Origin of the sequence: Kocuria salsicia (assembly GCF_039532055.1) — a bacterium.
GTDB lineage: Bacteria > Actinomycetota > Actinomycetes > Actinomycetales > Micrococcaceae > Kocuria > Kocuria salsicia.
In genome coordinates, this window is record NZ_BAAARF010000010.1 from 108,336 (window position 1) to 123,925 (window position 15,590).

At 70.1% G+C, this 15,590-nt stretch carries 15 protein-coding genes and 1 riboswitch; of the genes, 10 read left to right on the forward strand and 5 right to left on the reverse strand.

Annotation, left to right across the window (positions count from 1 at the left end; all coding sequences use genetic code 11):
• Nucleotides 1-47: 47 nt before the first annotated feature.
• Together ABD264_RS09575 and ABD264_RS09580 are read left to right on the forward strand one after the other, a co-directional pair.
• Complete coding sequence (locus ABD264_RS09575; protein WP_145012102.1) at nucleotides 48-602, forward strand: TetR family transcriptional regulator; 555 nt, start codon at nucleotides 48-50, stop codon at nucleotides 600-602.
• Nucleotides 603-922: 320 nt separating this feature from the next.
• Nucleotides 923-1,420 (forward strand): GNAT family N-acetyltransferase, encoded by a 498-nt coding sequence (locus tag ABD264_RS09580; RefSeq protein ID WP_145012103.1) that lies wholly within the window; start codon nucleotides 923-925, stop codon nucleotides 1,418-1,420.
• 61 nt (nucleotides 1,421-1,481) lie between these two features.
• Here the strand turns inward: ABD264_RS09580 and ABD264_RS09585 are convergent, their stop codons facing one another.
• The 4 genes from ABD264_RS09585 to ABD264_RS09600 form a co-directional block, all read right to left on the reverse strand.
• Nucleotides 1,482-2,876, reverse strand: a complete 1,395-nt coding sequence (locus tag ABD264_RS09585) for a short-chain fatty acid transporter (RefSeq protein WP_344205756.1) — start codon at nucleotides 2,874-2,876, stop codon at nucleotides 1,482-1,484.
• A 227-nt stretch (nucleotides 2,877-3,103) separates the two neighbouring features.
• Nucleotides 3,104-4,294, reverse strand: a complete 1,191-nt coding sequence (locus ABD264_RS09590; RefSeq protein WP_344205758.1) for an acetyl-CoA C-acetyltransferase — start codon at nucleotides 4,292-4,294, stop codon at nucleotides 3,104-3,106.
• Nucleotides 4,291-4,968, reverse strand: a complete 678-nt coding sequence (locus ABD264_RS09595; RefSeq protein ID WP_055084258.1) for a CoA transferase subunit B — start codon at nucleotides 4,966-4,968, stop codon at nucleotides 4,291-4,293. Before ABD264_RS09595 ends, ABD264_RS09590 begins: the two co-directional genes overlap by 4 nt.
• The gene (locus ABD264_RS09600) at nucleotides 4,965-5,765 is read right to left on the reverse strand and encodes a CoA transferase subunit A (RefSeq protein WP_303104754.1); all 801 of its coding nucleotides are present in this window, start codon (nucleotides 5,763-5,765) and stop codon (nucleotides 4,965-4,967) included. Before ABD264_RS09600 ends, ABD264_RS09595 begins: the two co-directional genes overlap by 4 nt.
• Nucleotides 5,766-5,935: 170 nt before the next feature.
• Between ABD264_RS09600 and ABD264_RS09605 the strand changes: the two genes are divergently transcribed.
• Nucleotides 5,936-6,769: an IclR family transcriptional regulator gene (locus tag ABD264_RS09605; protein ID WP_344205763.1), complete on the forward strand. Its 834-nt coding sequence runs from the start codon at nucleotides 5,936-5,938 to the stop codon at nucleotides 6,767-6,769.
• Nucleotides 6,770-6,821: 52 nt separating this feature from the next.
• Here the strand turns inward: ABD264_RS09605 and ABD264_RS09610 are convergent, their stop codons facing one another.
• Complete coding sequence (locus ABD264_RS09610; RefSeq protein ID WP_344205765.1) at nucleotides 6,822-7,574, reverse strand: 3-hydroxybutyrate dehydrogenase; 753 nt, start codon at nucleotides 7,572-7,574, stop codon at nucleotides 6,822-6,824.
• Between the two features lie 88 nt (nucleotides 7,575-7,662).
• Nucleotides 7,663-7,749, forward strand: a riboswitch (SAM riboswitch).
• Nucleotides 7,750-7,763: 14 nt separating this feature from the next.
• Between ABD264_RS09610 and ABD264_RS09615 the strand changes: the two genes are divergently transcribed.
• From ABD264_RS09615 to ABD264_RS09645, 7 genes are all read left to right on the forward strand, one after another.
• Complete coding sequence (locus ABD264_RS09615; RefSeq protein ID WP_344205767.1) at nucleotides 7,764-8,975, forward strand: cobalamin-independent methionine synthase II family protein; 1,212 nt, start codon at nucleotides 7,764-7,766, stop codon at nucleotides 8,973-8,975.
• Nucleotides 8,976-9,302: 327 nt separating this feature from the next.
• Nucleotides 9,303-10,724: an MFS transporter gene (locus ABD264_RS09620; protein WP_344205769.1), complete on the forward strand. Its 1,422-nt coding sequence runs from the start codon at nucleotides 9,303-9,305 to the stop codon at nucleotides 10,722-10,724.
• Between the two features lie 197 nt (nucleotides 10,725-10,921).
• A complete protein-coding gene (locus ABD264_RS09625) occupies nucleotides 10,922-12,145 on the forward strand; it encodes a thiolase family protein (RefSeq protein WP_344205771.1) in 1,224 nt (407 codons plus the stop codon).
• Nucleotides 12,146-12,152: 7 nt separating this feature from the next.
• Nucleotides 12,153-13,019 carry an enoyl-CoA hydratase/isomerase family protein gene (locus ABD264_RS09630; RefSeq protein WP_295107944.1) on the forward strand — a complete coding sequence of 289 codons (867 nt, stop codon included), beginning with the start codon at nucleotides 12,153-12,155 and terminating at the stop codon, nucleotides 13,017-13,019.
• The gene (locus tag ABD264_RS09635; protein ID WP_303104764.1) at nucleotides 13,016-13,882 is read left to right on the forward strand and encodes a 3-hydroxyacyl-CoA dehydrogenase family protein; all 867 of its coding nucleotides are present in this window, start codon (nucleotides 13,016-13,018) and stop codon (nucleotides 13,880-13,882) included. Before ABD264_RS09630 ends, ABD264_RS09635 begins: the two co-directional genes overlap by 4 nt.
• A gap of 196 nt (nucleotides 13,883-14,078) precedes the next feature.
• Nucleotides 14,079-14,873 (forward strand): hypothetical protein, encoded by a 795-nt coding sequence (locus ABD264_RS09640; RefSeq protein ID WP_145012123.1) that lies wholly within the window; start codon nucleotides 14,079-14,081, stop codon nucleotides 14,871-14,873.
• A gap of 105 nt (nucleotides 14,874-14,978) precedes the next feature.
• Entirely contained in the window at nucleotides 14,979-15,434 is a 456-nt protein-coding gene (locus ABD264_RS09645; protein ID WP_344205773.1) for a hypothetical protein, read from the forward strand.
• The last annotated feature ends 156 nt before the right edge of the window (nucleotides 15,435-15,590 follow it).

The window sequence follows — 15,590 nt, forward strand, 5'->3', positions numbered from 1 at the left end:
AGTTTCCGCGGGGCCCGTACTCGGGCACGAGAGCAGGGAGGGACGCCGTGGCACTGGACCGCGACCAGGTGGTGGAGGCCGCGTGGCACATCCTGCAGACCTACGGGCTAGGGGACCTCTCGATGCGCCGCCTCGCCCGCGAGCTGGGCGTGCAGCCCGGCGCGCTGTACTGGCACGTGGCGAACAAGCAGGAGCTGCTGGCAGTCCTCGCGCAGCGCATGGTCGCCCCGCTGAGCACCTCCTCCACAGGCGCTCCCACCACAGGAGCCTCTCCCGCGGGCACTTCCCCGGCAGTCGCCGACGACGACGCCACCCTCCTCATCGCCCGGTTCCGTTCCGCGGTGCTCGCCGTGCGAGACGGCGCGGACGTGGTGAGCGTGGCTCACGCGCTAAATCCCTCGGGCATGCAGCCCACACCCCTGCTCACCGCGGCGCTGACCCGCGCGGGCATGGACCCCGCCCCGGCCGAGACGGCCGCGCTCACCCTGGTCCGCTTCACCCTGGGATCCGTGACCGCGCAGCAGACCCGCGAGTCGATGGACCTCCCCACCGCCACGATGGCCGCCGAGTTCGAGGCGGGCGTGCGCGCGATCCTGGCGTAGCGGCGTCGTCGCCCCCCTCCACCGCCCGCACCCCTGCAACAACTGAGCAGATGCCGAATTGCGGCCGCAAAACCGCACTTGCTCTGTTAATGCAGGAGGCGGGAGGGGGCTTCAGTGAGCCTGCCGGGGCCACCGCTCTCGCTGAAGCCGCCGGTCCAGACGGGGCGCCCCTGCAACTACGGAGCAAACGCAGAACTGCGACCCCGGAACTGCACTTGCTCCGTTGTTGCAGGTGGTGGGAACGCGTGCGCGCTCCTCTCCACCGCCGGGTCCGCCGTCCGGGGGTGTCAGCCGGTGCGGGCGGCGGCCAGAATGTCTGCATGACCACCGGCACCCCCTTCACCGTGCGTACACCCGTCCCCGAAGACGCCCCGGGGATCGCGAGAGTGCACACGCAGTCGTGGCGGGAAACGTACACCGGGCTCGTGCCGGAGCGGTTCTTCGACGACGACGCCTTGCGCCGTCGGGAGGAGACGTGGACCCGGATGCTCGCAGAACCGTCCCGCCGTGTACGGGTTAGGGTGGCCGTGGTGGGCGAGGCGATCATCGGTTTCGCGGGCACTGGGCAGCCCCGTGAAGACGACCCCGCCCGCGAGCACGCCCTGCACCTGCTCTATGTGCTCCGCGAGCACCACGGCACGGGCGCGGGACAGGCCCTGCTCGACGCCGTTCTCGGCGGGGAGCCCGCGCAGCTGTGGGTCGCGGAGGCCAATCCACGCGCCATCCGCTTCTACGAGCGCAACGGGTTCCGGGCGGACAGCGCCTCGTTGACCGATCCCGGGCTGGAGGACCTGCGCGAGGTCCGCATGGTCCGGTGAGACCGCGGACGACGTCGCTCCCCGCCACCCACGCGCGGCACGGGACCGTGCGGCGTCGTCGTCAGACCCCCGCGCCCACGATCAGCATGGTCGCCCCGAAGACCACCCCGGAGACCACCAGCACCACGGTGGTGTAGCCGAGGATGTCCCGGATCTTCAGCCCGGCGATCGCCAGCAGGGGCAGGGCCCAGAAGGGCTGGATCATGTTGGTCCACTGGTCGCCGTACGCCACGGACATGATGATCACGGAGGGGTCCACGCCCAGGCGGGCGGCGGCGTCGAGGAGGATGGGCGCCTGGATGGCCACCTGTCCACCGCCGGAGGGCACGAAGAAGTTCACGAGGCCCGCGGAGAGAAAGGCCAGGAAGCCGAGGGTCTGGGGGGAGGCGACCGCCACGATGGAGTCCGAGAGGACCTGGATGAGCCCACTGGCCGTCATGATTCCCATGATCCCGGCGTAGAGCGGGAACTGCAGCAGGATGTCTCCCACGTTGGATGCAGCGTTCTTGACGAGCGCCATGACCTCGAACGCGTTGCGGGAGAGCAGGAAGATCAGCGCCAGGAACATCCAGTTCACAATGTTCAGGGTCACGGTGCCGCCGCCGGTGAAGTGGATGACCAGGTAGGCCACCATGGCGAGGCCCACGAGCAGGGTGGGGATGCGTGAGGCGTCGAGGCGGTCGGCGGGCACTTCCACCTCGGGGGTGGCAATGCGCTGGTCGGACTCGGCGAGCGCGTCTGCGGTCACCGCGTGACTCGCGGGCACGGCCCGAGGCGCCACGAGCCACAGGGCGAAGGCGACGAGCACCACGGTGGCCACCGTAGCCGTGATGTTCCACCACGAGAACGTGGTCTGCGAGATGGGGATGACGTGGCCCACCTGCTTCTCGATGAACGAGCCGGGAGTTGCCGCGGTCAGCGGCCCCGAGCCCGAGTAGCCCATGTGCCACACCACGAAGCCGGAGAAGCCGGAGGCCACGAGCATGGGGAAGCTCACCGGCCTGCCGCGGCGCGAGAACTCGGCGGCGACCTCGCGCGCGAGCAGACCGCCGACCACCAGGCCGAAGCCCCATGTGATCAGTGACGCCACCGCAGCGATCACGAACACGAACACGTAGGCCGCAAGCGGCGACCGCGGGATGCCGGCGAGTCGTGCGAGAAGCGCCCGAACCGGCCGAGTGCTCGCCAGGGCGTGGCCGAGCAGCAGCACCAGCGCCATCTGGGTCATGAACTCCAGCAGCCCCGAAAGTCCCGTCCCCCACCCCATGACAACGGTCACTGGGCCGGAGTCGGTCAGGACCAGTGCCATGACCGCAACCACCAGTGTCAGGACGATCGCGAAGATCAGCGCGGAGGGGATGAACCGCTCCACCACGTAGTTCACGGGCTTTATGGCCCGGGCAAGCACGGGGTCGGCGGTCGCCGCAGGAGTTGAGGAACGGTCGGGGGAGCTCATGGCGGGCCTCTTCTTCGTTGAGGAGGGTTGACGGGTAGGCGCCGACGACGCGTGCCGGGCTAGTACCCACAGCCCGGTGGCGCGAGAGCTGGACTCGGCGGTCACGGGCGGGTAGGTCCCGGCCCCCGGCGGGGACACTCGGGGCGGACAGGAGCCTCGCGGGTGCGGCGAGGGGAGCCGGCGGACCGACTCCCCTTGTCACGATGGGCTGATGCGTGCTGGGTGGCTCAGCGGCTCAGCAGCAGGGCCTCGCCCTGCCCGCCGCCGCCGCACAGGGACACGGCAGCCTTGCCGGAGCCGCGGCGGGCGAGCTCCATGGCCGCGTGCAGCGCGAGCCGTGCGCCGGAGGCACCGATGGGGTGGCCCAGTGCGATCGCGCCTCCGTGGATGTTCACCCTGTCCATGTCCACGCCGAGGTCCTTCACGGACTGCATGGACACCGCCGCGAAGGCCTCGTTGATCTCGATGAAGTCCAGCTCCGAGACGTCCCAGCCGGAACGGGAGAGCGCGTGCTCGATCGCGTGCGAGGGCTGGGAGTGCAGGGACGTGTCCGGGCCGGCCACCTGCCCCGGCTTGCCCACCACCGCGAGCCACTCCAGGCCGTGCTTCTCCGCGTAGCCGCGGGTGGTCAGTACCACGGCCGCGGCACCGTCGGAGATGGGGGACGAGTTGCCCGCGGTGATCGTGCCGTCCTTGGTGAACGCGGGGCGCAGCTTGCCGAGCCCCTCCGCCGTGGACTCGGGACGGACGCCCTGGTCCTCCGAGACGGTCACGGGGTCACCCTTGCGCTGGGGGATCTCGATCGGTGCGATCTCCACCGCGAACACGCCGTCCTGCTGGGCCCTGCCCGCGAGCTGGTGGCTGCGCGCCGCCACCTCGTCCTGCTCCTGGCGCCCGATGTGCCGTTCCGTGTTGCCCGTCTCCGTCAGCTCACCCATGGCCACGCCCAGTGCAGAGTCCACCAGGCCGTCGTGGGCCAGGGAATCGGCGAGGGTCATGTCCCCGTAGGACTTCCCCTTGCGGGCACCCAGCGCCAGGTGGGGTGCGTTGGTCATGGACTCCATGCCACCGGCCACCACCACGTCCGCCTCGCCCGCGCGGATCATCCGGGCACCCTCGGTCACGGCCACCAGCCCGGACAGGCACACCTTGTTGAGGCTCATGGCGGGCACGTTCATGGGCAGCCCGGCGGCCACGGCGGCCTGCTTCGCCGGGTTCTGCCCGTTGCCCGCCTGCACCACGTTGCCCATGTAGACGTGGTCCACGTCCTCCGGTGCCACCCCGGCGCGCTGCAGCGCGTGCTTGATGGCGTGGGCTCCCAGGTCGACGGCGCTCTGGGACGCGAGCGCCCCGAGCAGCTTTCCCTGCGGGGTGCGGGCCCCGTTGACGATCACGATGTCGTTGGCGTTCTCGGTCACTGTTCCTCCTGAACGGGTACGGAATCGGGGGTGACGTCCACCAGATCCACCCGGTAGTTCGCTTCGGTCTTCTCGGCCACTTCTGCTTCGCTCACCCCTGGGGCCAGGGTGCGCAGCACGAGTCCGGCGTCCTCGACGTCGAACACGCACAGGTCCGTGATGATGCGGTCCACCACGCCCACACCGGTGAGCGGGAGGTCGCACTCGTGCTTGAGCTTCGCGGAGCCGTCCTTGGCCACGTGCTCGGTGAGCACCAGCACGCGCGGCGTCCCGGCCACGAGGTCCATGGCGCCGCCCATGCCCTTGACCATCTTGCCGGGAATCATCCAGTTCGCCAGGTCTCCCGTCTCGGAGACCTGCATGGCGCCCAGGATCGCCATCTTCACGTGCCCGCCGCGGATCATCCCGAAGGACGTGGCGGAGTCGAAGATCGCCGCGCCCGGCTGCAGGGTGATGGTCTGCTTGCCGGCGTTGATGAGGTCCGGGTCCTCGTCCCCCTCGTACGGGAACGGGCCCATGCCCAGCACGCCGTTCTCGGACTGCAGCACCACGCTCACCCCGGGCGGCAGGTTGTTCGCCACCAGGGTGGGGATGCCGATGCCCAGGTTCACGTAGTCGCCGTCGGCCAGTTCCGACGCCGCGATGGCCGCCATCTCGTCGCGCGTCCAGCTCATGCCGCGTCCCCTTCCGTGCGGCGGCCCGCGGTGGGCCGTTCTTCCGCGCCGCTCTCCGGCGAGCGCCGGTCCTCTGCCGCGCGCACGACGTCGCCCTCGGGCCTCGGCCGCGTGGTGCGCTGCTCGATCTCCTTGGGCACCCCGGAGTACCGCACCACGTGCTGCACGTACACGCCGGGGGTCACGATGTGGTCCGGGTCCAGCTCGCCGGGAGCCAGCACCTCCTCGACCTCCGCGAACGTGACCTTCCCGGAGGCCGCGCACACCGGGTTGAAGTTGCGGGAGGTGCGCCGGTAGACCAGGTTGCCGTCCGTGTCCCCGCGCCAGGCGTGCACGAGCGCCACGTCCGCCACGATCCCGCGCTCCTGGACGTAGGTGCGCCCGTCGAACTCGGCGGTGGGCTTGCCCTCGGCCACGGGGGTGCCCACCCCGGTGGCCGTGTAGAACGCGGGGATCCCTGCCCCACCGGCGCGCAGCCGCTCCGCGAGGGTGCCCTGCGGAGTGAACTCCACCTCCAGCTCGCCCTCCAGGAACTGGCGCGCAAACTCCCTGTTCTCCCCCACGTAGGAGGCGAGCACCTTGGAGACCTGCCGGTTCTCGAGCAGCAGCCCGAGACCCTTGCCGTCCACACCCATGTTGTTGGAGACCACGGTGAGGCCTTTGACGCCGCTGTCCCGCACCGCCTCGATGAGGTCCCGCGGAATGCCCGAGAGACCGAACCCTCCCACCGCGAGGGTCATGCCGTCCCGCAGCGTCTCGGCCAGCAGGCCGGTGACGTCGTCCCTGAGTTTGGACATGGCCGCCCTTTCCGGATTGTTCCGTGTGATCTGCCTCTCACCCTAGGAAGGGTTCACATCCTGGTCAAAGAAATCCGTGGTGCGTCGCGGAACGAGCCACATTCTGGAAAACTGGCGGTTGATCGTCCACATGGTGGACAAGCGGGACCTGGCGGGCAGAGGAGTCGGCGATGGCGGGAGCGGCGGAGCAGCCGGGCGGGGCGGAACTGGCGCCGTCGACCTCGTCGCGGGCCACGGCGACGTCGGGCACCCAGGTGGTTGGGCGGGTCGCCGCGGTGCTGCAGGCCGTGGCCGCCGCGGGAACGGCCGGCACCGCCGAGATCGCCCGCAGCACGGGACTCACCCGCCCCACCGCCCACCGCCTGCTCACCGCGCTGGCCCACGAGGGGCTGCTCGATCGGGACGGGACCGGCTCCTGGGCGCTCGGCTTCGAGCTGACCCTCCTGGGGGCGGTGGCCGCGCAGCGCTACCCGGCGCAGGACCTCGCCACTCCGCACCTGCGGCGCCTCGCGGAGGCCACGGGCGAGTCCGCGTTCTTCTCAGCCCGCCGCGGGGACGAGGTGATCTGCCTCGAACGCGCCGAGGGCTCGTTCCCCGTCCGCTCGCACGTCCTGCACGAGGGCCTGCGACTGCCCCTGGGTGTGGCCTCAGCAGGTCTGGCAATCCTCGGCCACCTCCCGGACGAGCAGCTGGAGGCGGCGCTCGCCGCGACCCGCGAGCGCCGCAGTCAGCTCGGCCCCCAGCACGACGACGCCCACGTCCGTCATCTCGTGTCCCACGTTCGCGAACACGGCTGGTCCCTGAACCCGGGGCGGATCGTGGAAGGCTCGTGGGGCATGGCCGCGGCGGTCTTCGACGCCTCCGGCCAGCCCCGCTACGCGCTGTCCCTCACGGGGATCGAGTCCCGCTTCCGCCCACCGCGGCAGCACCAGCTGGGCACCGCGCTGCTGGAGCAGGCCCACCGGCTCAGCACGGCACTGCGCACGGGCCGCGCGGCGTCGTAGTCCGTCCCGCGCTGCGTCCCGGACGGCCGTGGGCGACGGCGTCGTCACCCGCTCAGGAAGCCGTCCAGCCGCCGTCCATCGTGTAGGACGCACCGGTCATCATCCCCGCGGAGGGCCCGGCCAGGAAGGCGATCAGCTCGCCCACCTCCTCGGGCTCCACGAGCCGCTTGACCGCGGCCTCGGTGAGCATGATCTTCTCCACGACCTCCTCCTCCGCGATGCCATGGGCGGCCGCCTGGTCCGCGATCTGGCGGTCCACCAGCGGGGTGCGCACGTAGCTGGGGTTCACGCAGTTGCTCGTGACACCGTGCGCGGCACCCTCCAGCGCCACGGTCTTGGAGAGCCCCTCCAGGCCGTGCTTCGCGGCCACGTACGCGGACTTGAATTCGGACGCGCGCAGTCCGTGGACCGAGGAGACGTTGACCACCCGCCCCCAGCCCCGCTCGTACATGTGCGGCAGGGCTGCGCGAATCAGCAGGAACGGGGCCTCGAGCATGAGCATGAGGATCCGGTGGAAGTCTGCGGGGTCGAAGTCCTGGATGGGCGCCACCTTCTGGATCCCGGCGTTGTTGACGAGCACGTCCACGTCCAGGGTGAGCTCGGCGAGCGCGGCGGTGTCCGTGAGGTCCACGACCCACGCCTCACCGGCCACCTCGTCCGCGAGGCACTGTGCGGCGTCGGAGTCGATGTCCGCGATCACCACGTGGGCGCCGTCGCGTGCCAGGGCGCGGACCGCTGCGGCACCGATGCCGCTCGCACCACCCGTCACGATTGCCTTCTTGCCGTCAAGGGGTGCTGGGGACATGCTCTGGCTCCTTCGCCGTCGGGTCGTGCGCCCCACGATAGACGCCATGATTCGCCCGTCCCCCTCCATGTGCTGTTGGATGGAGGGGCAACCATCCAGAGCGGCCGAGAGATCTGGCTCGTCGAAGCCGCAGCAACCGGGGCGCGCCCGGTGCTAATGCCAGAACCGATGGAAAGGACGCACCACCCCATGCCCCACAACACCGACCGCTTCCAGACCACCCACGTGGGCTCGCTGCCCCGCACGCCCGAGCTGCTGGAGGCCAACAACCGTTTCCAGGCGGGCGAGATCGACCTCCCCCAGCTGGGCGAGGCGCTCGACGAGGGGGTCAAGGAGATCGTGCGCACCCAGCGCGAGATCGGCATCGACATCGTCAACGACGGCGAGTACGGTCACACCACGTCCGGCGCGGTGGACTACGGGGCCTGGTGGAACTACTCGTTCCACCGCCTGGGCGGGCTGACCCCCACGGACGAGGACCGCTGGAACGACGCGGAGAAGCACCGCTCCAGCCCGGGGCACATCGTGCTCACGAGCTTCCCCGACCGCCGCGACCGCGAGCGCTTCCGGGACGCCTACGAGGACCCCACGGCGGGCGTGCTGGCGCACCGCAACACGGTCTCGCAGCCCAAGATCACGGGCCCGCTGACCTACACGGGTCAGGAGGCGGTGGCCGGCGACATCCGCCGCGTGAAGGACGCGATGGCACTGAACGGGGCCACGCAGGGCTTCGTCGCCGCACTGTCCCCCGGCTCCTGCGCACGCGTGAAGAACGAGTACTACGCCACGGACGAGGAACTGGTCTACGCGTGCGCGGAGGTGATGCGCGAGGAGTACAAGGCCATCGTGGACGCCGGACTGACCGTGCAGATCGACGACCCCTCGATCGCCGAGTCCTGGGACCAGATCAACCCGGAGCCCACGGTGGAGGACTACCTGGACTTCACCCGGCTGCGCGTCGAGGCCCTGAACTACGCCCTGCGCGACCTGCCGCAGGAGCAGATCCGCTTCCACCTCTGCTGGGGCTCGTGGCACGGGCCCCACACCACGGACCTGGAGCTGAAGTACCTCGTGGACCTCATGCTCACCATCAACGCGCAGGGCTACAGCTTCGAGGCGTCCAGCCCCCGTCACGGCCACGAGTGGAAGGTCTGGGAAGAGCACCCGCTGCCCGAGGGCAAGGTGGTCTACCCCGGCATGGTCTCCCACTCGACCAACGGCGTGGAGCACCCGGAGCTCGTGGCGCAGCGCATCGAGCAGTACGCCTCCGTGGTGGGCCGCGAGAACGTCATCGCCTCCACGGACTGCGGGCTGGGCGGGCGCTTGCACCCGCAGATCGCGCTCGCGAAGCTCGGGTCGCTCGTGGAGGGCGCGCGGATCGCCTCGCAGCGCCTCTTCTGAGCCCTTCCGCCTCTTCCAGCACCGACGACGACGCCGCGCGCGCCGTCACGCGGGCCCGACACCTCCACGGGGTGCCGGGCCCGCGGTGCGTGGTGACCCCGTTCTGCCGCGGCGTCGCGGGCGTGGCCGTGCCGGTGCGCGGAGGTGACGTGCCGCCAGGGAAGCCTCGCGACGACGCCGTAACATATACGATTCTATACACGACATGCGTGACCGGGCTCACACGCATGCGTACACTGCCGTTTCAAGACCAATCGGTCGGTTATTGCATTCAGGCCCCTGCCTCTGGCACCACGGACGTCCGTCCGAAGATTCTGGAGATCCACCATGGCATCAACCACCACAGCGCCCGCGCAGGGCCACACCATGAGCCGCGAGGAGCGCAAGGTCCTCGCGGGCACGCTCGTGGGCACCACCATCGAGTGGTACGACTTCTTCATCTATGCCCAGGCCGCCGCGTTCATCCTGGCCGCGCACTTCTTCAACCCGCTCGGGGCGGAGAACGCGCAGCTCGCGCAGGTTGTCTCGTGGGCCTCCCTGGGCATCAGCTTCCTGTTCCGCCCACTGGGCGCGATCGTGGCGGGGCACATCGGCGACCGCTTCGGCCGCAAGGTCACGCTTGTGATGACCCTGTTCGGCATGGGCGCGGCCACCACGTTGATCGGCTTGCTGCCCACCTACGAGAAGATCGGCATTGCCGCTCCGATCCTGCTGGTGCTGCTGCGCATCCTGCAGGGCTTCTCCGCCGGCGGTGAGTGGGGCGGCGCGGCCCTGATGTCCGTGGAGCACGCCCCCGTGAACAAGCGCGGACTCTTCGGCGCGTACCCGCAGATCGGCGTGCCGATCGGCATGCTCATGGCCACCCTGTTCATGTTCGGCCTGAGCACGGGGCTGACGCCCCAGCAGTTCGAGTCCTGGGGTTGGCGCGTGCCGTTCCTGTTCTCCGTCGTGCTGATCTTCGTGGGCTGGCTCATCCGCCGCTCGGTGGACGAGTCCCCGGTGTTCCTGGAGATGCAGCAGCGCGCCAAGGAGTCCTCCGCGCCCCTCGGCCAGCTCTTCCGCAAGAACCCCCGCGAGGTCCTGCTCGCCGCGCTGATCTTCGCCGGCAACAACGCCGCGGGCTACCTGGTGATCGCGTTCTTCGCCTCCTACGGCACGAAGGTCCTGCACATGTCCCGGCCGGAGACCCTGGTCGCCTCCCTGGTGGGCGGCATCGGCTGGCTGATCTTCACCATGCTGGGCGGCTGGATGTCGGACAAGGTGGGACGCAGGCGCACGTTCATGATCGGCTACGGCATCATCATTGTGTGGGCCATCCCCATGTGGTGGCTGCTCAACACGGCGTCCCTGCCGCTGTTCGCTCTGGCGATCTTCGTGCTGACCATCGGCCTGGGCCCGTCCTACGGACCGCAGTCGGCCATGTACGCGGAGATGTTCCCGGCCCGCGTGCGCTACTCGGGCGTCTCGATCGGCTACGCGCTGGGCTCGATCATCGGCGGTGCGTTCGCGCCCATGATTGCCGAGCTGCTGCTCGCCCGCACCGGCCAGGCGTGGACCATCGGCGTCTACATCTCGCTGCTGTCCCTGGTGTCGTTCATCGCGGTGTGCTTCGTGAAGAAGTCGGACCAGGGCAAGGACCTGCACGTGGCGGAGGTGCACCAGGAGTACGTCCAGGCGCACCCCGGGGAGAGCGTCCCCGCCGTCGCCGGCGAGCCGGAGACCACCTCCGCACGCCGCCCCCGGCACTGACGCGCCCCTGCGTCCACCGTCCCGCGACCCCCGACGAAGGGCCGCGGGACGCCACCCGAGAACCGGCCCGGCATCCCCACGGATGCCGGGCCTTCCCGTCTCCCCCGAGCGGGCGTCACCGATTGACGTGGCTCGCACGATCGGGGAACCTGAGCAGTGAACGATCGGTCAGTAATCCTTTCCAACTAGGAGTTGCCATGTCCTCTCTGCCGCAAGCCTTCCTCGTCGGGGGCGCCCGGACACCCGTGGGCCGCTACGGCGGCGCGCTGTCCTCGGTCCGCCCGGACGACATGGCCGCCCTGTGCATCCGCTCCGTGGTGGGGGAGGCCGGGATCGACCCCGCGCTGGTGGACGAAGTGATCCTGGGCAACGCGAACGGCGCGGGCGAGGAGAACCGCAACGTGGCCCGCATGGCGTGGCTGCTCAACGGCTACCCGGACTCCGTCCCAGGCATCACGGTCAACCGGCTCTGCGCATCCGGGATGTCCGCAATCACGATCGCCTCCCAGATGGTGAAGTCCGGTGCCGCGGAGATCGTGGTGGCCGGCGGCGTGGAGTCCATGTCCCGCGCGCCGTGGGTCATGGCCAAGCCGACCACCGCCTTCGCCAAGCCAGGGGACGCGTTCGACACCTCGATCGGCTGGCGCTTCACCAACCCCGCCTTCCTGGACGGTCCGCTCTCCCGCGACGGCAAGATGACCTACTCCATGCCGGAGACCGCGGAGGAGGTGGCGCGCGTGGACGGCATCACGCGCGAGGACGCCGACGCCTTCGCCGCACAGTCCCACGAGAAGGCGCTGGCCGCGATCTGCGCCGGGCACTTCGAGAAGGAGATCATCCCCGTGGAGGTGAAGGGCCGCAAGGGTGCGGTCACTGTGGTGGACACGGACGAGGGCCCCCGCGAGGGCACCACCACCGAGGTGCTCGCGAAGCTGCGCCCGGTGGTCGCGGGCGGCTCCGTGGTCACCGCGGGCAACTCCTCCTCCCTCAACGACGGCGCCTCGGCCGTGATCGTGGCGAGCGAGCGCGCCGTGACCAAGTACGGTCTCAACGCCCGTGCGCGCGTGGTGGACGGCGCCTCGGTGGGTCTCGCCCCGGAAATCATGGGCCTCGGCCCGGTGCCGGCGTCCCAGAAGGTGCTGGAGCGGGGCGGGTGGAACGTGGGCGATCTCGGCTCCGTGGAGATCAACGAGGCCTTCGCCACGCAGTCCCTCGGCTCCATCCGCCGCCTGGGCCTGGACCCGGAGATCGTCAACCGGGACGGCGGCGCGATCGCGCTGGGCCACCCGCTCGGCTCCTCCGGCTCGCGCATCGTCATCACACTCATGGGCCGCATGGAGCGCGAACGCACCGCCAGGGGTCTGGCCACCATGTGCATCGGCGTGGGCCAGGGCGCGGCCCTGCTCGTTGAGCGGGTGTGATCCGGCCGTGACGGACACGAACTCCACCCACGACGACGCCGCCCGCGACTCCCGGGCGGACGGCACCGCCGCGCCGGCGTCCCCCGAGAACTGGCGGACGCCCAGCTGGGCAGCTGACTTCACGGCCCTGCGGGTCACCGAGCGCCCGGACCGGCTGCACGTGGCCCTGGACCGCCCGGAAGTGCGCAATGCCATCGACGAGGTCATGGTGGACGAGCTGCACACAGTGTGCGCCCACCTGGAGCGCGAGCCGAAGACCATGGTGCTCAGCGGCACCGAGGTGAGGGGCAAGGGGATCTTCGCCTCCGGAGCGGACATCGCCCAGCTGCGCGAGCGGCGCCGCGAGGATGCCCTGCGCGGGGTGAACTCGCAGCTCTTCGACCGGATCGCCAAGCTGCCCATGCCCGTGGTCGCGGCCCTGGACGGCTACGCCCTGGGCGGCGGCGCGGAGCTCGCGTGGGCAGCGGACTTCCGCATCGGCACGCCCCGTCTGAAGGTGGGCCAGCCCGAGACCGGGCTCGGCATCATCGCCGCGGCCGGTGCGCTGTGGCGGCTCAAGGAGCTCGCCGGTGAGGCCCTGGCCAAGGACATCCTGATGGCCGGACGCATCCTCTCCGCGCAGGAGGCCCTGGAGGCCCGGCTGATCACGGAGATCCACGAGCCCTCCGAGCTGCTGGCGGCCGCGGACACCCTCGCGGACCGGATCGCCGCGCAGGATCCGCTGGCCGTGCGGATCTCCAAGCGGGTCTTCGCCATGCCGCGCGAGGCCCACCCCCACGTGGACGAGCTCGCGCAGGCCGTCCTGTTCGAGTCCCAAGCAAAGTTCGACCGCATGCAGGCGTTCCTGGACCGCAAGAAGGAGCACAAGAAATGACCGAGAGCACCACGTCACCCGTTCCCTCCACTGTCGGCGTGCTGGGCGGCGGCCGCATGGGCGCGGGAATCGCCCACGCGTTCCTGGTCTCCGGAGCACACGTGACCGTGGTGGAGGTGGACGCCCAGGCCGCGGAGGCCGCGAAGGAGCGCGTGGAGTCGGACCTCGCCAAGTCCCTCGAGCGCGGGAAGATCGACGGCAACCTGGACGTGTGGGCCGAGAACTTCGCCGTCAGCGTGGACCACGCGGACTTTGCGAACTGCGAGCTGGTGGTGGAGGCCGTCCCGGAGATCTGGGACCTCAAGGTCTCCTCCCTCCGGGAGGTCGAGGCGAACCTGTCCGAGGGCGCCTGGCTCGCCACGAACACGTCCTCGCTGTCCGTGGACGGGCTCGCCGCGCAGCTGCAGCGCCCGGAGCGCTTCTGCGGCATGCACTTCTTCAACCCGGTGCCCGCCTCCAAGCTCGTGGAGATCGTGATCGGCGAGCGCACGGGGCAGGAGCTGCGGGACCTCACTCTGCAGTGGGTCGCGGGGCTCGGCAAGACCCCCGTGACCGTCAAGGACGCCCCCGGGTTCGCCTCGTCCCGCCTGGGCGTGGCCCTGGGCCTGGAGGCCATTCGCATGGTCGAGGAGGGTGTGGCCTCCGCCGAGGACATCGACAACGCCATGGTGCTCGGCTACAAGCACCCGGTGGGTCCGCTGGCGCTCACGGACATTGTGGGACTGGACGTCCGCCTGGGCATCGCCGAGTACCTGGAGAAGGAGCTTGGACCCCGCTTCACGCCCCCACAGCTCATGCGGGACATGGTGGAGCGCGGCGAGCTGGGCAAGAAGTCCGGAAGGGGTTTTTATGACTATTCATAGAGTTGCCGCTCGACGCTGACCGCATGACAGCTGGTCGGCACAGGTTTCCCCCGACGGCCCGCCGCCCAGAACCCCCGGGTGGCGGGCCGTCGTCCATCACAATTCGATCACAGGGGGTTGCACTAGCAAACGGCTCCCGTGAAGTGTGGGGCGTGTTGCAGAGCACAGACGGCTCCCACATCGAGAGGTGATCGAGATGCAGTCCAAGAAGACCCTGACCCTGACCGCCGCGGCCGTGGCCGCCCCGCTGCTGGTGGGGTGCGCACAGAGCGCTCAGCCCTCCCAGACTGCCGAGGCCGGCGAGACGACGGCACAGACGCGGCAGACGGCGAGCACGGCCGCATCGGCCCAGAGCTCGCAGGCACCCGCGACAGGCTCGAGTGCGGTGAGCACCGCGGACCCGGCGGCCACGACCACCGGTGAGGCCAGCACGCAGGCTGCCGCCGGCGAGGGCACCACGCTGCCGGAGGTGACGGACCCGCTGGCCGGCACGGAGGCCGAGACCTCGAGGATCCCGGTGGAGCACCCCAAGTACGGCGATCTCGAGATCGTCACGTACCTCCACGTCACCTCGGGCGGCGCGGCCCCGTCCGAGGGCGTCCCGAGCTACGCCGTGTACCAGAACGGCCACGCGGTGGGCTACGTCGCCTCCCCGGAGGGCACCAAGGCGGTCAACTTCTCCGACCGCAAGGCACTGGCCGGACAGACGTGGGAGGTCGGCAAGGAACACCCCGTGGACCGGTACGGCAACGTCTACATCTCCTACGACACCGGCGTGACCGTGCTGACGCCCACCGAGATGGGCTTCGACTCCCAGGGCACCATGCCTCCGGCCAAGGACGCGAAGTTCCCGTTCTCCCACGCGGGCCTGAAGCTCGACGCCGCCGGGTTGCCCACGGTGGTGCAGAAGGTCGTGGACAAGGACGGCACCGAGACCGGCAGGACCGTGAACTGGACGTGGGAGAACACCACGTTCGTCCAGGAGAAGTGAACGACATGCGTTCCACCCGAACGCCGCCCCTGACCACTGCCCTTGTGGCGCCCCCCCTGCTCGCGGTCTGCGGGCAGGGCAGGCAGACCGCCGGAGTACGGGCCCATGGAGGTGGTGACCTGCACGCTGACCACCACCCCGGACACCGCACCGCAGGGCAAGCGGGCCAGCTATGCCGTCCACCAGAACGGCAACCCGGTGGGCTCCGTGTCCTTCCCCGAGAGCTCCTCGGTGATCACCTTCGGCAACGGCCCGGCCATCGGGGACCAGCTCTGGGAGGTGGACCAGAAGAACCCCGTGGACAGGTACGGCAACGTGCACTTCCCCTCCAACTCGGGCGTCACGGTCATCAGCCCCTCAGGCGGGGGCTTCGACTCCCACGGCACCTTGCCGGGAGCCGAGGACCCGCAGCACCCCTTCCAGGACGCGGACGTGAGGATCGCCTCCTCCGGTGAGCCGACGGTCGTCCAGCACGTCAGGGACAAGAACGACAGCAATGCGGACACCGGAGAGACCGTGGACTGGACCTGGGATAGCTCGAAGTTCGCGGCCCGCAAGTAGGTCACGGTCCCACCGCACGGTCCCACGAGGGCGGCCCCGCTGCGGCGGAGCCGCCCTCGTGCGTGCCTGGCCATCCTGGTGCGGGCCTGACCGCCCGGCAGAAGACTGGGGTCGCGGTTCGATCACACCTGGTTGCAATCACAAATGCGATGGGGG

Coding starts and splice junctions, on each gene's coding strand:
- ABD264_RS09600 (WP_303104754.1), bottom strand. CDS start 5,765: ATGTCCAAACTCAGGGACGACGTCACCGGCCTGCTGGCCGAGACGCTG.
- ABD264_RS09585 (WP_344205756.1), bottom strand. CDS start 2,876: ATGAGCTCCCCCGACCGTTCCTCAACTCCTGCGGCGACCGCCGACCCC.
- ABD264_RS09610 (WP_344205765.1), bottom strand. CDS start 7,574: ATGTCCCCAGCACCCCTTGACGGCAAGAAGGCAATCGTGACGGGTGGT.
- ABD264_RS09635 (WP_303104764.1), top strand. CDS start 13,016: ATGACCGAGAGCACCACGTCACCCGTTCCCTCCACTGTCGGCGTGCTG.
- ABD264_RS09580 (WP_145012103.1), top strand. CDS start 923: ATGACCACCGGCACCCCCTTCACCGTGCGTACACCCGTCCCCGAAGAC.
- ABD264_RS09605 (WP_344205763.1), top strand. CDS start 5,936: ATGGCGGGAGCGGCGGAGCAGCCGGGCGGGGCGGAACTGGCGCCGTCG.
- ABD264_RS09620 (WP_344205769.1), top strand. CDS start 9,303: ATGGCATCAACCACCACAGCGCCCGCGCAGGGCCACACCATGAGCCGC.
- ABD264_RS09625 (WP_344205771.1), top strand. CDS start 10,922: ATGTCCTCTCTGCCGCAAGCCTTCCTCGTCGGGGGCGCCCGGACACCC.
- ABD264_RS09595 (WP_055084258.1), bottom strand. CDS start 4,968: ATGAGCTGGACGCGCGACGAGATGGCGGCCATCGCGGCGTCGGAACTG.
- ABD264_RS09615 (WP_344205767.1), top strand. CDS start 7,764: ATGCCCCACAACACCGACCGCTTCCAGACCACCCACGTGGGCTCGCTG.
- ABD264_RS09645 (WP_344205773.1), top strand. CDS start 14,979: ATGGAGGTGGTGACCTGCACGCTGACCACCACCCCGGACACCGCACCG.
- ABD264_RS09640 (WP_145012123.1), top strand. CDS start 14,079: ATGCAGTCCAAGAAGACCCTGACCCTGACCGCCGCGGCCGTGGCCGCC.